This is a genomic window from Niallia oryzisoli (assembly GCF_043641075.1).
GTDB lineage: Bacteria > Bacillota > Bacilli > Bacillales > Cytobacillaceae > Bacillus_BD > Bacillus_BD oryzisoli_A.
Map to the genome: position 1 here is coordinate 1,449,814 of NZ_JBHZRC010000001.1, position 15,070 is coordinate 1,464,883.

Annotated in this window: 17 protein-coding genes; 3 read left to right on the top strand and 14 right to left on the bottom strand. The window is 37.5% G+C overall.

Going from position 1 to position 15,070, the window contains the following annotated elements; all coding sequences use genetic code 11:
- Positions 1–84: 84 nt before the first annotated feature.
- The 3 genes from ACHUFV_RS07420 to ACHUFV_RS07430 form a co-directional block, all read right to left on the bottom strand.
- Positions 85–1,944: an LTA synthase family protein gene (locus ACHUFV_RS07420; RefSeq protein ID WP_394232948.1), complete on the bottom strand. Its 1,860-nt coding sequence runs from the start codon at positions 1,942–1,944 to the stop codon at positions 85–87.
- A 200-nt stretch (positions 1,945–2,144) separates the two neighbouring features.
- A complete protein-coding gene (locus tag ACHUFV_RS07425) occupies positions 2,145–3,125 on the bottom strand; it encodes an ROK family glucokinase (RefSeq protein ID WP_394232949.1) in 981 nt (326 codons plus the stop codon).
- Positions 3,126–3,141: 16 nt separating this feature from the next.
- Complete coding sequence (locus tag ACHUFV_RS07430; protein ID WP_394232950.1) at positions 3,142–3,348, bottom strand: YqgQ family protein; 207 nt, start codon at positions 3,346–3,348, stop codon at positions 3,142–3,144.
- A 194-nt stretch (positions 3,349–3,542) separates the two neighbouring features.
- On the opposite strand from ACHUFV_RS07430, the gene ACHUFV_RS07435 reads away from it, so the two are divergent.
- Positions 3,543–4,412 carry a hypothetical protein gene (locus ACHUFV_RS07435; protein WP_394232951.1) on the top strand — a complete coding sequence of 290 codons (870 nt, stop codon included), beginning with the start codon at positions 3,543–3,545 and terminating at the stop codon, positions 4,410–4,412.
- On the opposite strand, the gene ACHUFV_RS07440 is transcribed toward ACHUFV_RS07435, so the two are convergent.
- The 7 genes from ACHUFV_RS07440 to ACHUFV_RS07470 form a co-directional block, all read right to left on the bottom strand.
- The gene (locus ACHUFV_RS07440; RefSeq protein WP_394232952.1) at positions 4,351–5,925 is read right to left on the bottom strand and encodes a rhomboid family intramembrane serine protease; all 1,575 of its coding nucleotides are present in this window, start codon (positions 5,923–5,925) and stop codon (positions 4,351–4,353) included. The two genes, ACHUFV_RS07435 and ACHUFV_RS07440, sit on opposite strands and share 62 nt — an antisense overlap.
- A gap of 137 nt (positions 5,926–6,062) precedes the next feature.
- Entirely contained in the window at positions 6,063–6,257 is a 195-nt protein-coding gene (locus ACHUFV_RS07445; protein WP_394232953.1) for a hypothetical protein, read from the bottom strand.
- Between the two features lie 95 nt (positions 6,258–6,352).
- Positions 6,353–7,132, bottom strand: a complete 780-nt coding sequence (locus ACHUFV_RS07450; protein ID WP_394232954.1) for a DUF92 domain-containing protein — start codon at positions 7,130–7,132, stop codon at positions 6,353–6,355.
- A complete protein-coding gene (locus tag ACHUFV_RS07455; protein ID WP_394232955.1) occupies positions 7,129–7,695 on the bottom strand; it encodes a 5-formyltetrahydrofolate cyclo-ligase in 567 nt (188 codons plus the stop codon). The genes ACHUFV_RS07450 and ACHUFV_RS07455 overlap by 4 nt, the downstream gene beginning before the upstream one ends.
- Before the next feature lie 73 nt (positions 7,696–7,768).
- Positions 7,769–7,918 (bottom strand): 50S ribosomal protein L33, encoded by a 150-nt coding sequence (gene rpmG, locus ACHUFV_RS07460; protein ID WP_071395755.1) that lies wholly within the window; start codon positions 7,916–7,918, stop codon positions 7,769–7,771.
- Positions 7,919–8,022: 104 nt separating this feature from the next.
- Positions 8,023–9,549, bottom strand: coding sequence for a glycosyltransferase family 4 protein (locus ACHUFV_RS07465; protein WP_394232956.1), 1,527 nt, complete (start codon positions 9,547–9,549; stop codon positions 8,023–8,025).
- A complete protein-coding gene (locus tag ACHUFV_RS07470; protein ID WP_394232957.1) occupies positions 9,546–10,226 on the bottom strand; it encodes a DUF4912 domain-containing protein in 681 nt (226 codons plus the stop codon). The genes ACHUFV_RS07465 and ACHUFV_RS07470 overlap by 4 nt, the downstream gene beginning before the upstream one ends.
- A 229-nt stretch (positions 10,227–10,455) precedes the next feature.
- Between ACHUFV_RS07470 and ACHUFV_RS07475 the strand changes: the two genes are divergently transcribed.
- Together ACHUFV_RS07475 and ACHUFV_RS07480 are read left to right on the top strand one after the other, a co-directional pair.
- The gene (locus tag ACHUFV_RS07475) at positions 10,456–10,836 is read left to right on the top strand and encodes a hypothetical protein (RefSeq protein ID WP_394232958.1); all 381 of its coding nucleotides are present in this window, start codon (positions 10,456–10,458) and stop codon (positions 10,834–10,836) included.
- Positions 10,829–11,296, top strand: a complete 468-nt coding sequence (locus ACHUFV_RS07480; protein WP_394232959.1) for a hypothetical protein — start codon at positions 10,829–10,831, stop codon at positions 11,294–11,296. Before ACHUFV_RS07475 ends, ACHUFV_RS07480 begins: the two co-directional genes overlap by 8 nt.
- Before the next feature lie 32 nt (positions 11,297–11,328).
- Here the strand turns inward: ACHUFV_RS07480 and phoU are convergent, their stop codons facing one another.
- The 4 genes from phoU to pstC form a co-directional block, all read right to left on the bottom strand.
- Complete coding sequence (gene phoU / locus ACHUFV_RS07485) at positions 11,329–11,988, bottom strand: phosphate signaling complex protein PhoU (protein ID WP_394233421.1); 660 nt, start codon at positions 11,986–11,988, stop codon at positions 11,329–11,331.
- Between the two features lie 150 nt (positions 11,989–12,138).
- Complete coding sequence (pstB, locus tag ACHUFV_RS07490; protein WP_394232960.1) at positions 12,139–12,954, bottom strand: phosphate ABC transporter ATP-binding protein PstB; 816 nt, start codon at positions 12,952–12,954, stop codon at positions 12,139–12,141.
- A gap of 186 nt (positions 12,955–13,140) precedes the next feature.
- Positions 13,141–14,019: a phosphate ABC transporter permease PstA gene (pstA, locus tag ACHUFV_RS07495; RefSeq protein ID WP_394232961.1), complete on the bottom strand. Its 879-nt coding sequence runs from the start codon at positions 14,017–14,019 to the stop codon at positions 13,141–13,143.
- A gap of 1 nt (position 14,020) precedes the next feature.
- Positions 14,021–14,965 (bottom strand): phosphate ABC transporter permease subunit PstC, encoded by a 945-nt coding sequence (pstC, locus tag ACHUFV_RS07500; protein ID WP_394233422.1) that lies wholly within the window; start codon positions 14,963–14,965, stop codon positions 14,021–14,023.
- Between the last annotated feature and the right edge of the window lie 105 nt (positions 14,966–15,070).

A 15,070-nucleotide genomic window follows, 5' to 3' on the forward strand; every position in this document is an offset into this window, starting at 1 on the left:
TATGTAGATGGATAAGAATTCATGCAACCATAAAGCTCGCCGCCAAAATAGAAAAAAGGGACCTGTCGGAACAGCCCCCATGCTCTAGTCTTTGTTTCTACCGTAGAATCTTAATAAATCGCCATAAATAATGCTATCAGAGTATTCAAGCTCCGTTTTTGCCTTTTCTGTATAAGAATTACAAGCATTTGCCTCTGCCGCCGGCTCCCCGGTCACTTTATCATAGCAAATTTCCCGGGTATATACGTAATCCTTTGTAATAAAGCTCCCATCACGAAGCACAGCAAAATCCGTGGTGTCGTTTGAAAATAAATCTCTGCCAAATTCGATATCCTGTTTTGTATCCACACCAAGTAAATGAAGGAGCGTCGGTTTGATATCAATCTGTGCCGAGACAGTTGGGATTGTTTTTCCTTTTTGTCCCGGAATATGGATAATCAATGGGACTCTCTGCAGCTGGGCACTTACAAACGGAGTAACCTCTTCGCCAAGATACTCTCCCATAGCTTTATTATGATTTTCAGATATCCCGTAATGATCCCCATAAATAATGATGATGGAATCATCATATAATCCTTCATTCTTTAAGCTCTGAATGAAATGCTTTAGTGCTTCATCCTGATAGCGTACTGTCGTGAAATAATGATTTAGGGTTTTACTGCTGGATGTATATGGCTCTATTAATAAATCTTCCTCAGCCAATTCAAAAGGAAAATGATTGGTTAAGGTGATAAACTTTGCGTAGAATGGTTTAGGCATGTCCTTTAAATGCTGAATAGATTGCTGGAAGAACTCATGATCCTTCAATCCCCAGCCAATAGAATTTTCTTCTGTTACCTCATAATCGGTTAATGAATAGAAGCGCTGATAGCCGAGAGATCTATACATAATATCTCGATTCCAAAAGCTCTTATTATTTGCATGTAATGAAGCAGTAAAATATCCTTTCTCTTTTAATACTTCTGGTGTTGCATGATATTCATTACCGGAATGAGTAAAAAAGACAGCACCACGGCTTAATGGATAAAGCGAGTTTTCCACAATAAATTCTGAATCTGATGTCTTACCTTGACCGGTTTGGTGGTAAAAGTTGTTAAAATAATAGCTTTCTTGAATAAACTGATTTAAAAATGGAGTGATAACCTCTCCATTTACAGTTTGATTCACTACAAAGCTTTGCGTTGATTCTAGTGAGATAAGAATGACATTTTTCCCTTTGGCAATTCCAAACATCCCATCTTTCACCTTATTGTAATTAGCATTACGATAGTTTTCAATATCCACGAGCTCACCACCATCCGCTAAAGCCCGTTGTGCAGAGGATTTGGACTGTAAGAACACATCATAGACATGGTAATTATACGTCCCGATATTACGAATGAGCATCTCCCTATCAAAGGTTCTTGTCAACAGCTCCGGACGTTCAATTTCAGCCCAGCCAAGATTAAAAAAGGCAATGGATATTGTCACCAGCATATAGGCTTTTCTCTCTGCTTTTGTATACTGCCGAAAAGAGACCACTTTTGGTTTCCCTTTCATCAGTAGTAGGAGCAGAATAAAATCAGTAAAATACAATACATCAGTCCAGCTTAATAATTCACTAACACTGCTGCCTAAATCGCTCATATTGCTTGTTTGAAATAAAACAGGGATTGTCAAAAAATCATTAAAAAAACGATAAAAAACAACATTTGCAAATAAAATGGAGGATACGATTAAACTTGAAATCACAATGTACCGTTTTCTATTTTTCTCTTTTAAAAACATACTGACGCCAAAAATGAACATTAGGAAACTTAAAGGATTAATAAACAAAATAAATTCCTGCCGCCAATTTTCAATTTTTATATCAAAACTAGTTTTATAAACAATGTATGTCTTTAGCCAAAGCAAAACCGTTGCAATCACAGCAAGAGATATCCTTGACTGATCAGTCTTTCCCATTATGTACGTATCCTCCCTTATCTAAAAAGAGATATGTTTTCTAGAATCTATAGTATGCATAGCTTAATATAATATTTACCATAAATTAATTTACAAGACTAAAAAAGGGGATTGACTACTATCTTGTCAATTCCCTTTATAATAAGACGATACATATGTAAAAAGGTTTCATTTATTATTAAATGATCTATTTTTAATCGTTAACTCTTTATATCCTCTGTTTTAATCAGCCAAGCTGCACCAATAACACCTGCATCATTCCCCAATGTCGCAAAAACTAATTCAGTGGTTCTTGCTACATTTGGAAAAGCATATTTTTTAAAATGATTCACTAATGGTGCTAGTAATACTTCTCCTGCTTTCGATACCCCGCCGCCTATAACAATTTTGCTAGGATTTAACGTATTCGCAATATTAGCTAAAGCAAATCCCAGATGGTAAGAAACCTCAGCAATAATGGCTTCTGCTGCCAAATCACCTTTTCTCGCCAAATCAAACACATTCTTAGCAGTGATATGTCCGTTTTGTTGATAAAATAGAGAAAGTTGATTTCCTTCATCCTTCAAATGATTCATTCGATTCATTGCAAGCCTGACGATTCCTGTTGCAGAAGCAATGGTTTCCAAGCAGCCGGTTTTACCACAGTTACAAGGTGCTCCACCGTCAGGAACGGAAGTAATATGACCAATTTCCCCTGCTGCACCACAAACACCTTGGACAATTTTCCCATTTGTAATAATTCCACCGCCGACACCCGTTCCTAATGTGACACAAACAAGCTCCTTTTCACCATCACCGGCACCCTTCCACATTTCACCAAGCGCTGCACAGTTAGCATCATTATTAATCCTAACAGGCAGACCAGTTTTTTCTTCAAGCATTGCCTGAAGCGGATAGTTATCATGCCAGCTTAAATTAGGTGCATGCTCAATTCTGCCTGTTTCAAGATTTGCCGGACCAGGAGCACCAACCCCAATACCCTGTACATTCTTTTTCGTCATTCCGTGTATTGAAAGTTTTTGCTCAATTGACTTTGCAATATCCTCAATAATATTATTTCCACCATTAGTATGATCTGTTGGTAGTTCCCATTTTTCTATTATTTCACCGTCAAAATTGGTAAAAGCAATTTTTGTTGTAGTTCCTCCAATATCAACGCCAACTAACCATTTTTCCGTCATTCCCAGCCTCCAATGTCTAATCTTTATGCTGCTCCCTTAACAGCTGAATTTCATGCCGTAATAATAAGACAGCTGATTGATAGTCACGTGTGTCCATTAATTGGGCGCGGTATAATTCATGAACCTCTGATTCCATTAACTCTAGGTCCGCTATCCGGTCTCCGATATAGATAAGCGTCCCAAACTTCTTTAAATACTGTTGTATATCATAAATCGTTTTCATTTTAGATTCCCCATCTTTTTCATATAGCATCAGTATAAAGCAAAATGAATATCCCCTCAAGCATGTTCAATCTTATTCATTCCTCTTTCAAAGTATCGGATTGTGTCATCATTTCAGTCACTTTCGAATATAGTTGAAGTGGACAACCTGAGGCTTGCATAAGAAAGGATAAAAGGATAAGGAGGCTTAATGTCTTGAATCGAATCCTACATCTATTGGCAATGATCACTCTTACCATCATGACAATTCATATTGTATACAATGCTGGCAAAACTGAAGAAAGCTTTACATACTTTCCTACAGATCAGAAAGCGTCCTTTCACACAGCAGATACGAGCCTTACCTTAATAGGTGAAGCAGCCAATGGCTATACAATTAAATGGGAAGTCAGTTCAGTTTTAGACCGCAAAGCCTATTTAAGGCAGGATATAAGTTTATTGTATGTCAACGGACTTTTAAAAGAAAAGATCGGACAAGATTGGAAACAAGAAGAGGACAAAATTCATTTGGATAAAAAAATCCAGCAGGATGATAGTGCAAATTTTAAAGCGATAAGCTTTCATCATGCTGAGCTACATCGCAATGGCAGGATTACCAGTACCCAAAAGATTACGCATGACGATTTATATGTACTGCATTCAACAGACGCACCACTTCATTCCTTCCATCAACCGATTGGGAAGGAAGATAAGGAGTGGAAGTTTGTAATCGACCAGATCATTCAGAATCGTTTGAAGCTGGCACTTCAGAAAACTGAGGGGAAGTTCAACATTAACCATGACCAATACACGGTTATTCCATTAACAGATATGTACCAATTTGAAGCCTCTACACTTCCGGGTTTCAATGAACAAGAAACAAAAAAAATTCTGGGTCGTTTATGGGAAGGAATCTATAAAAATTATTTCCTTGGAATTAAAGGAATGGATGGTACAACAATAGACCCCGTTGGCAGCACCATCCCATTAATATTAATTGCAAACGATCAATCACATCTATTTGTTATAAGTGAACTAAAGAACGGGGAAGCCATGATTCTGAGGCAGCAGATTCCAGCTCATTAATTTGCATTAGCAGTTTATCATATTCTTTATTATTAGGCTGCCTCTCAAGCGCTTCCTCAGCATATTCCTTTGCCTGCTCATAATTCCCTTCATTTAAATAAATAAGAGCTAAATTATAAAAGGCCTCGTGGAAGTCTTTATTCATATCAATAACCTGGTGTAAATGTTCCTTCGCTTCCACTATCCGATTTGTTTTAATTTCTATATATGATAATAGAAAAAGGATATTCGCTGTGCTATCGTTTTCGCTTTCGTATTCTTGTAAAAATGTATAAGCCTTATCATATTCTTCTTCTTGAATATAGTCTTGTGCTAAAACAAGTACAGAATGCTCATCAATCAGCTTCCCTTTATTCGTAAAGCTATATTGAAACAGACCAAAAATAAGTGCTGCACTGGCCAAAAATGCCGTTACTTGTACTATCGGCCTTTTTTGCTTAGGTATATGAACGATTGCCGCGGCAAGAAAGCCACCGATTAAACCACCTATATGCCCGGCATTATCTATTCCAGAAACAGAAAAGCCAAACGCTAAATTAATCGCTATAACAACGAGGATATTGGTTCCCATTGTACGAAAAAATAGTTTAGGAAAAGCCGTCCCAAAATACAAAAGTGCACCAAAGCAGCCAAATATCGCACCGCTCGCGCCTGCTGAAATATTTTGACTAAAAAGAAGACTAGCAAAGGAACCGCAAAAACCAGCAAATACATAGATGAACAGAAAACGGCTGTTCCCAAAGAGTCTTTCTACCGTTAACCCAAGGTAATATAAAGCAAATGTATTCATGACTAAATGCAGAATGCCAATATGAAGAACGATTGGTGTGAACAGTCGCCACCATTCTCCCTCTAAAATTAGCCAATTTGCTTTTGCACCAAACTCTATTAAAACAGACGTATTGGTGCTTCCTCCTGCTGCCTCCATAAGGATAAACATAATTATCTGAATAGCAATAAATAAATAAGTAAACCGTGGTTTTCCATTTTCAAATAATGCCTTTTCAGATTTTACCTTTTTTCTCGCTGTAGACAGAGCAGCCTGTTTTTCAGCTTCGATGTCCTGTTCCGCGTACTCTTCCTTCCAAATGAAAGGAATAGACTCATTCATAAACGCTTCAATCGTTTGCACCTGGTTTTGCCGATCACAAATCAATGAAGTTATTTTGGTCTTTTCACCCTTTGGATGTAACAATGGTTGATTAATATAATTTTCATAATCATCAACAGGCGGGTACGGAGTCACATATATATTTAAAACATCCATTGATCTTTTATGCAGCTGCTTGCGAATGCTTTCACCATTCGCTAAAGTAAGTTGAATATCACGTTGCATCCAATTACTCCAATCTAAATTATAGAGGAGTATCCGAATAACCTGTGCTTTCTTATTTTCCATTTTCTCAAGCCATAGCTCTTTTTGACTTTTAGAAAGCTGGATGATGCGATATTCATGCTCACTTATGTAGTAGTTAGCAAGTCTCCAGAATATAAATTCCTCTTGAAAGCTCAAATTTCCCCCTACTTTCTTTATCACCTTTACTAGTTTATTTTTACTATAGGCAATCTTTAACCGTTTTGTAAAGCGATATTATCTTTCATCCCATTCAAACAAAAAAGACCCGAATGGGCCTTCAATCGATCAATGAATTATATTGGCTTTGGACCCTGTGAAAAGACAGAACCCATCATGCGATTTCTAATTGCGGGAATATTCATGAGTGACCTTACAAAAAATCTCCGCATCATTGAATTGCCAAGTAATGCATTTATGACACGAAAACGTTTTTGAAATAAATAATATCCACCCATTCCTATTGCAACTATTGATAAAATTCTACCCATAATGATCCCTCCTTGCACTAGTTTGAGATAAAAGAATGAGTATTATCCCATAGAAATAGAGGAAAAAAATGGCTGTTACTTTTTACAGACCTGTTTTAATTCGCTCCGCTTAAGAGAAGGCTGATCACTAAAATGAAAAAAACAGATAAAAAATTAACCACATCATTATTTAAAATGGAAAATCCTTTAATCAATCTTGTATTCTGACCACAATGAATCATTTTTTCCGTTTTAAGGCCACAATGTGGACACTGATACCCTGCTTGAACAAAAGCACCAAGAAACGTATCAATGATGTTCCCGCAAAAGCCGAGGATAAAAATAAATAGAAGTTCATTCAGCTCCAGGTGAAGAAGAAGAAACGCACCAGTCGCAACCAAAAGGGACCCTGCCGCTGCAGCAGACGTTCCTAAAAGGCTGACGGCGCCTGATGTCCCCCTGGCAACCCGTTTGAATGATTTAACATCGACCGGTCTTCCCTTACTCATTGAGCCAATTTCGGATGCCCATGTATCAGAGTTGGAAGCAGCAAGACAAATACAAAAGCCAATAACCCAGTCAAAATCATTTGAGTAGTAATACATCGCACTCGATATAGCTGCTAGTCCGCCATTAGCTATCACCTGCTGCCAATCCCGCTGGGAGCCCTTCACAAGGAGTTCTTCTGCTCGTTCTTTTTTAACACTTTTTATTTTGGACCATAAACTTGAACTCCCAAAAAATAACCCGAGGATAATTAACCCTTTCACTCCAAGTCCTAACGTAATTAGTGAACCGATTATAAAAGCAGCGGCAGCACCCGAGATGGTTAACAGCCTTGTGAAATATCCTGCAAAGACGGTTACTAAAATAATGAACACCGTAACGAACGTCATGAAGTAAAAAAGCTCCCTTCATTTGTAATAATTCGTTCTACAGGTAAATCATGTGGCTCCGTTGGCAGCTGCTTTACCATTTGCACATGAAAAGCAAGGGACAAAGTCTTTCCATGATAGTTCTGCAGGAAGCGATCGTAATAGCCTCCACCAACACCTAATCGATAACCATCTTCAGTAAAGGCCAGGCCTGGTACAATTAGAAGGTCAATCATATTTGGATCCACTCTTTTTGTTTGTTCTTCAATTGGCTCCAGTAAGCTGTAATAAACCGACTCTAACTGATCGAAACGCTCTAATATTCGAAAATCCATCTGTTTTTCTTTTGGAAGACATTTAGGAATCACAATCGTTTTCTTTAACTCCCATGCTTTACGGATAATTTGATATGTATCAACTTCAGGTGGATTGGAAATCGTAATACCGATTGTTTGAGCAGACTTCCAAAATGTATCCTGGTAAAGCTTTTGAGCAATCTGATAGGAATAATGCTCATAAAAAGCCTTTGGAGTAGCCTGTAATTTTTCTTTCATTTTCTTACGAAATGCGTTCTTATCAATCATGTTTTTCTTCCTTTCTCAGTAGAGAAAATTGAATAAAAAAATATAACAAAAAAACAGCAGGAAATCCTGCTGCTTATTTTGTTTCACGATGTGCAGTTGTACGCTTTTCTCTTGGGCAATATTTCTTAAGCTCAAGACGATCTGGATTATTCCGTTTATTCTTTTTTGAAATATAGTTACGGTCTCCACACTCAGTGCAAGCTAACGTAATATTTACACGCATGTTTATTTCCCTCCAAACTATATAAAGCTCGTTCGTTCATACGACTTTTCTATAATATCATTTTTTATTTAGAAATGCTAGTATGTTTTTAAAAAGTAGGTGCTTTATTGATGGTGTTTTCTGGTATGCAGGGTTTTATTATATACAAGTAGCGTTTCTTCTGCAGCCGCCTTCCAGCTAAAGCGGCTTTGAACCGCCCTTTTACCATTTATACCTATTTTTTTAGCTAAGTCAGGGTTTTCTAATAAATAAATAATTTGGTCAGCTATATTCACGCTATTTGCCGGTTCGATGAGTACTCCCGTTTCTAAATGTTGAACAATGCCCTTTAATCCACCTGTATTAGATACTAGTGTAGGCTTTCCTGCCTGCATAGCTTCTAAGGCAACAATTCCAAATGGCTCATACAAGCTTGGAAAAACAGCCATTTCAGAAAGCTCTAACAATGCATTTCGCTTTTTATCATCAATAAAGCCAATAAAATATACCGTATCTGATAATTGCATCTCGGACACTTTGCTGCGATAAACCTCAAGCATCGGCCCTTTCCCAGCAATAATAAAAGAAACGTTTATTCCTTTTCTCTTCAAGACTGCGGCTGCTTCAATTAAAGTATCGTAGCCTTTTTCCTTTACCATTCTTCCAATCGAAAATATCATTTTACGATCAGATTCAATTTGAATATCTGCTAAATAGTCCATATTTTTGTCATCCGCACTACTATCACAGTCAATTCCATTTGGAATCGTTACCAGTTTTTCATCTACAGCCTTAAAAAGCTTCTGTACCTCCGCTTTCATAAAATCACTACAAATAACCACTTGATCAGACTGGTCTACAAGCTGTTTTTCCTTATTATGTATAAAACGCTGCAGTTCAGTATATATACCACTATTTCGACCATATTCTGTGGCATGGATGGTTGTAACTAAAGGAAGATGTAAATTCTTTTTTAACGAAATCGCTGCTGCCCCGACAAGCCAGTCATGCGAATGAACACAGTCAAAGGATTTGTCAGCTGTTAATGCTGCCGCTTTCTCGGCAATCGCAATATTTAAACCAGCTATCCATAACAGAAAGTCCTTTTCATTTGCTCTCAGCGGTTTTACTCGATGAATAAATACACCATCCATTTGTTCCATTACTGGCAATGATTCGGCTCCTGCGGTAATGACATGTATCTCATGTCCTTTCTCTGCTAAATGTTTTGTTAGTCCATGAACATGCCTTGATAATCCCCCGACAATATGTGGTGGAAATTCCCAAGTCAAGAACAGTATCCTCATATGTTCCTTTGTTGGCTGTTCTTTCAAGTTGATTTCAGCTGTAGACGTAAAAGAATCTTCGTTACATTCATTATCATCTGCTGTATTCAAGGTGCTATTTACACCTGCAGAGACAAGGGAATTCACCCACCACCACTGTGATAAATAACCTTCAGTAACGGGCTGCCTTGTTAGCAAAGCCGATAATTTTATCCACTCATGCAACAGTTCCGTTAATACTTTCGTTTCATCCATCAAAAATTGCATAATCGAATCGGTGATAGAAAATAAATGGTTCTCGTCCTTCCATTGAATTGAGTCAGAATGAAGTATTGTACTAATACTTGGTAAAAAAGGGTTGCTCATGACCTATCATCCTTTTTTAAATTACTTTCGTAATAACTATATGTACTTACATGATCTGCCCATTCCGGTTGCACATGCTCCAAGGTATCAATTACCTTTTCATCCAATTCCCCAAGATTTCGGTTTCCATTTGGGATGTGGACTGAATTAGAACGTAGTAATGGGAAAAATTTATCGTCTGATACAACGATGCCCATCTCAACTATATAAATGCAATCGGACTTCAGCTTCGTAAGTAACGACACTGCCTGTCCATCCTGAAGCTTCAGCTCTTGAATAGGATGAACAGTACTAACATGACAAAGTATCTGTGTACCATCATAGATCCTTAATACCTTTTGAAAGCTGTTAAAGGGTTTATCAAAATAACTTGAGACAAGATCTTTTTTTACATTTAATACATGCCAAAAAACAAACAGTTTATTCCCGGATAAAATCCATGCTGTAAGATGTTCTGCTTCTGCTTTGCCCAACTTTTTCCGATTCAGATAACGATTTTGAATAATGTTTTTCATGAATAGTTTGCTTTGTTTTCTTTTTCCCTCAACTTTTGTCTCTTCACTTTTTTTATATTTCTTCCATTGGTATTGTACTTTACCAACTGTTGTATCTAATTCATCAGCTATTTTACGAAAAGAAAGACCACTACTTCTAAGTTTCATAATCTCTTCTATCATGTGCACACCTCTTTAAAAAAAAGAACGTAATTACTAAATATCAGAATATAATTACTATTTTGTTTAATGGTATCAGATATTAGGGCAGCCGACAACAAACGGTTTTGTCGAAATGCTTAATTACAGCTACTTTCATTTGATGGTCTAACGAAATTTTTAATGAAATTGTCGAATTTTGTCAAAGATAATGTTAAAATTAGGATTGCAGCTTACAGAATGAGGTGACAGAATGAGTACACTCTTAATCAGCCTTTTAATTGTCTCACTTTTCCTTATGTTCCTGTCTTTTTTTCTAAAAGATCCTTATAAACAGCTTCGTGAAGAAATTGATCAGCTCAATATGAATCAGCTTCAGGAAATGTATCAAATTAAAAAGAAATTAAAAATATTAGAAGAAGAACTCCTAGTAAATGATATTGAACTGTCACCCACACTTTCGAAAATCGAATCAAATCATACAGCAGTCCATGAAATCATAAAAAATCAAGTACGCTCACTGGCCGGGCAAGGGACACCAATTGATCAAATAGCTAAACAGTCATCATTACCTATCAAGGAAGTTCAAGCGATTTTAATGGAATATGGATTTCGAGGCAAAATAAATGAATAAACGAAGTCTACGTTCCTTTGCCTTTGGTATATTTATGACTGTCAGCATCATTGGGTGCTTCTCCTTTTTCCAGAAGGAACCCAAGCAGCAGGAATCAATCCCAATGAAGGATGCAAAGGCTCTTTTGGAAAAGTCAGGTTATGTTATTCTGCCTGTAACGGAATATGAGGAATTACAAAAGCAGACTCCTATTCAAGAAAAAGAAGAAGCCGTACAAAATGTTCAAGAAGCTGACCCTTCTGTGGATTCAATCAAGAATTATCAGCTTGAAATTACGGAAGGACTCGCCCCAAATGACATTGCCGCCAAGTTGGCTGAAAATCAAATTATTAAGAATGAAAAGGAGTTCACCGATTTTCTCATTAATCAAAACTATCATACAAAGATTCAGCTTGGCTCATTTCCATTAACAAATCAAATGAGCTATCAACAAATAGCTGACATTATTACAAAAAGATAAGGAACAGCTTTTTTCGGCTGCTCCTTATCTTTTTAATTATTAAGGTCATAATGTTTCCCTTTTACTAAATAAAACACATATTCCGCAACATTTGTGATATGGTCGGCCGCTCTTTCTAAGAAACGGCAAATAAAGAGCAGCTGTGAAATCTGAGAAAGACTTTCTGGCTTCTCAGCGCTTAGCTTTAGTAACTCCTGAATGGTTTCGCCATATAAAGAATCTACTTCATCATCCATTTCAGCTACTTTTTTTGCCAGCTGTGTATTTTCTTCCTTATAGGCCTCTAAACCTTCCTTTAACATTACAGCTGTAATTTCATACATTTTCTTTAGATGAATAATTGGTTTGACATGCGGTTCCTGCCCGATTCGAATGGTAGATTTAGCAATATTCACGGCAAAATCAGCAATTCGTTCAATATCCGTTGCAATTTTAATCGCAATAATAATCCGGCGTAAATCAATGGCAACTGGCTGCTGTTTTGTAATTAACAGAATCGCAAATTCATTAATTTCCTCATATAAAATATCCGCTTTTGTATCATCATCCATAATTTCTAGAGCAAGGTCAATATTATGTGATTCTAAAGCTACAATTGATTGTGCAAGTGCATGGTCTGCAAATGTAACCAGTTCAACCAGCTTATTTTGTAATTCCTTCAAATCATCTTCAAATTTCCCGCGTACTACCACTTCTTTTGCCCCTTTCACTTTCACTTTCTCCCCGTTCAATCATTTTATTTTATGTAAGTTTCTGCTGATTATTAGTATTCTCAATTAAAACTGCATGATTAATAATACAGACGTTGCGGCTATTACAGCAACGTCTGTACCCAAAGATCCTTATCCAAATCGACCGGTAATATAATCTTCTGTCCGCTTATCAGAAGGTGTAGAGAAAATCTTATCTGTTTCATCAAATTCTACAACTTCACCATTTAAGAAAAAGGCAGTTTTATCAGAAATACGAGCGGCTTGCTGCATATTGTGTGTCACAATGATGATACTAAACTGCTTTTTCAATTCCTGAACAAGCTCCTCTACTTTTAAGGTAGAAATCGGGTCAAGTGCCGAGGTTGGTTCATCCATTAAAATGACATCAGGTTCAATCGCAAGGCAGCGAGCAATACAAAGACGCTGCTGCTGACCACCAGAAAGACCGTATGCATTTTCTTTTAATCGATCCTTTACCTCATCCCAAATGGCTGCCCCTCTTAAGCTCTTTTCAACAATTTGATCGAGAATTTTTTTATCACGAATTCCATGTATTTTTGGTCCATATGCTACATTTTCATAGATGGATTTTGGGAATGGATTGGGCTTTTGAAACACCATTCCTACTTTTGTTCGTAATTCTTCCACTTCGTAGGATTTTTCAAAAATATTTCGACCGCGATAGTTGATTTCACCTGATGTCCTAACACTCGGTACTAATTCAATCATTCGGTTCAGTGTTTTAATATAGGTTGATTTCCCGCATCCTGAAGGACCAATTATCGCCGTTACTTCATTTTCCATAATATCAAGATCAATATTTTTCAGCGCATGGTTATCTCCGTACCATAAATTTAATTGACTAGTTTTATATACAACCTGTTTAATCTTGTTGTCCTCCTTCACACCAGGTGCGTTCCCTGCTCTTTCAATTGTTATATTCATATGAAATCCCCCTTCATCCTGTTACTTCATCCATTAATCAAATTCGCCCGTCGAATTTGCGCCCGGATTTTTATCGAGCTCGCTCGATAAATTGCCATAAAAAAATCCGAGGCATCCGCTGGAGGCTTAACTTCATTCATCCCCACTTATAGAGTAGGAAAGGATCTCAGCTGAATGAAGTTATAGTTACATTCTTTTTTGAAATTTATTACGTATTATGACAGCAATTGAGTTCATCACTATTAATAAAGCCAATAAAACGAGAATGGCTGCAGCAGCAAGTGCTTGAAACTCCACCTGCGGGCGACTCGTCCAGTTATAAATCTGCATCGGTAAAACAGTTAATGTATCCAAAAATGAATTTGGTAAAAAGGCAAGAAATAGCGGCAGTCCTAACACAACTAATGGTGCGGTTTCACCAATTGCACGTGACAACGCTAAAATAGCACCCGTTAAGATTCCCGGAATAGCAGCAGGCATTACAACCCGAACGATGGTTTGCCATTTTGTTGCCCCCATTCCAAAGGAAGCCTCACGAAGTTGTTTTGGAACGGCACGAATCGCTTCTTGTGCAGCCACAATAATGACAGGAAGAATCAACAAACTCATCGTTAAACCAGCTGATAGTACACTTGTTCCTAATGCAAGTGCTCGGACAAATATGGTTAATCCTAATAAACCAAATACAATGGAAGGAACACCTGCAAGATTGGAAATATTAATTTGGATAAACGTTGTAAACCGGTTCTTTTTCGCATATTCCTCTAAATAAATAGCGGTACCCACCCCTAGGATGAGAGAAACAGGCGCAACGACAAACATAAGCCATATCGTCCCATTTAAGGCAGTGTAAATTCCAGCCGATTCTGGCTTTCTTGACGGTAAGCTGTTCAGAAACTGCCAATCTAAATAGCCTGCCCCTTGTGTAATCACTCGATATAATAATATTCCTAAAACAAGTAATCCAAACAGCGTTGCAAGGAGAAATATTCCTTTGAAGACTACGTTTTTAAATAATCTTGTTTTCATTTTTTGTTTAACGATCTCATGGTCGATTAACTTCATCTTAATATTCCTCCTTGAAACGGCGAGAGACATACTGAGCTAGCAGGTTCATCACTAACGTAAATAGGAAAAGTGTAAATCCAACTGCGTAGATACTGTAATAAATCGTTGTACCGTAACCTGCATCCCCTTGGCTTACTTGAACAATATAAGCTGTCATTGTTTGAATGGAGCTTGTAATATCCCAGCTTAAATTAGGTGTTGATCCGCCAGCCACTGCAACAATCATCGTTTCGCCAATGGCACGAGAAACACCTAGTACGATGGATGCTACAATTCCGGAAATAGCTGCAGGAAGTACGACTTTTAAGGCAACCTCTAGTTTGGTTGAACCTAATCCTAATGCTCCTTCTCGCATGGCCTGTGGTACAGAAGACATGGCATCCTCTGAAAGAGAGGCAATCGTTGGAGTAATCATAATCCCAATTACAATCCCTGGACTTAACGCATTGAATATTTCAAGTGACGGAAATACTTGACGCAATATAGGTGTTACAAATGTTAATGCAAAGAAACCATATACTATGGTTGGAACACCAGCAAGAACCTCCATTATTGGTTTAATAATACGGCGCGCTCTCTCTGATGCATATTCACTTAAATAAATGGCCGTTGCCAGTCCGATTGGAACAGCCACAATAACGGCAATAATCGTAACCTTTAATGTTCCAGAGACAAGGGGCAAAATCCCAAATGAACCTGGATTCGAGAAAGGATACCACTTTTGTGCAGTCAAAAATTCACCTATCGGTACTCGCTCAAAGAAAATAAAAGTTTCGAATAAGAGTGTAAATAAAATACCAATCGTCGTTAATACCGACACACAAGCAGTAAGTAATAGTACAACAGGCATAACATTGTCCATTGAAAATGCTTTTCTTTTTTTCCTTTTTTCCACAATCATCTCTTGGACTGACAATGAATGATTATCTCTAGTAGCCAAAATGAAAACCCCTTTCATCCACACGACAATATGAGAAGCACTTTAAAAACGCTTCCCAGGACAATAACAAGAGGTGATTCGCTCGGGATAGGAACCATTATCGCCGAG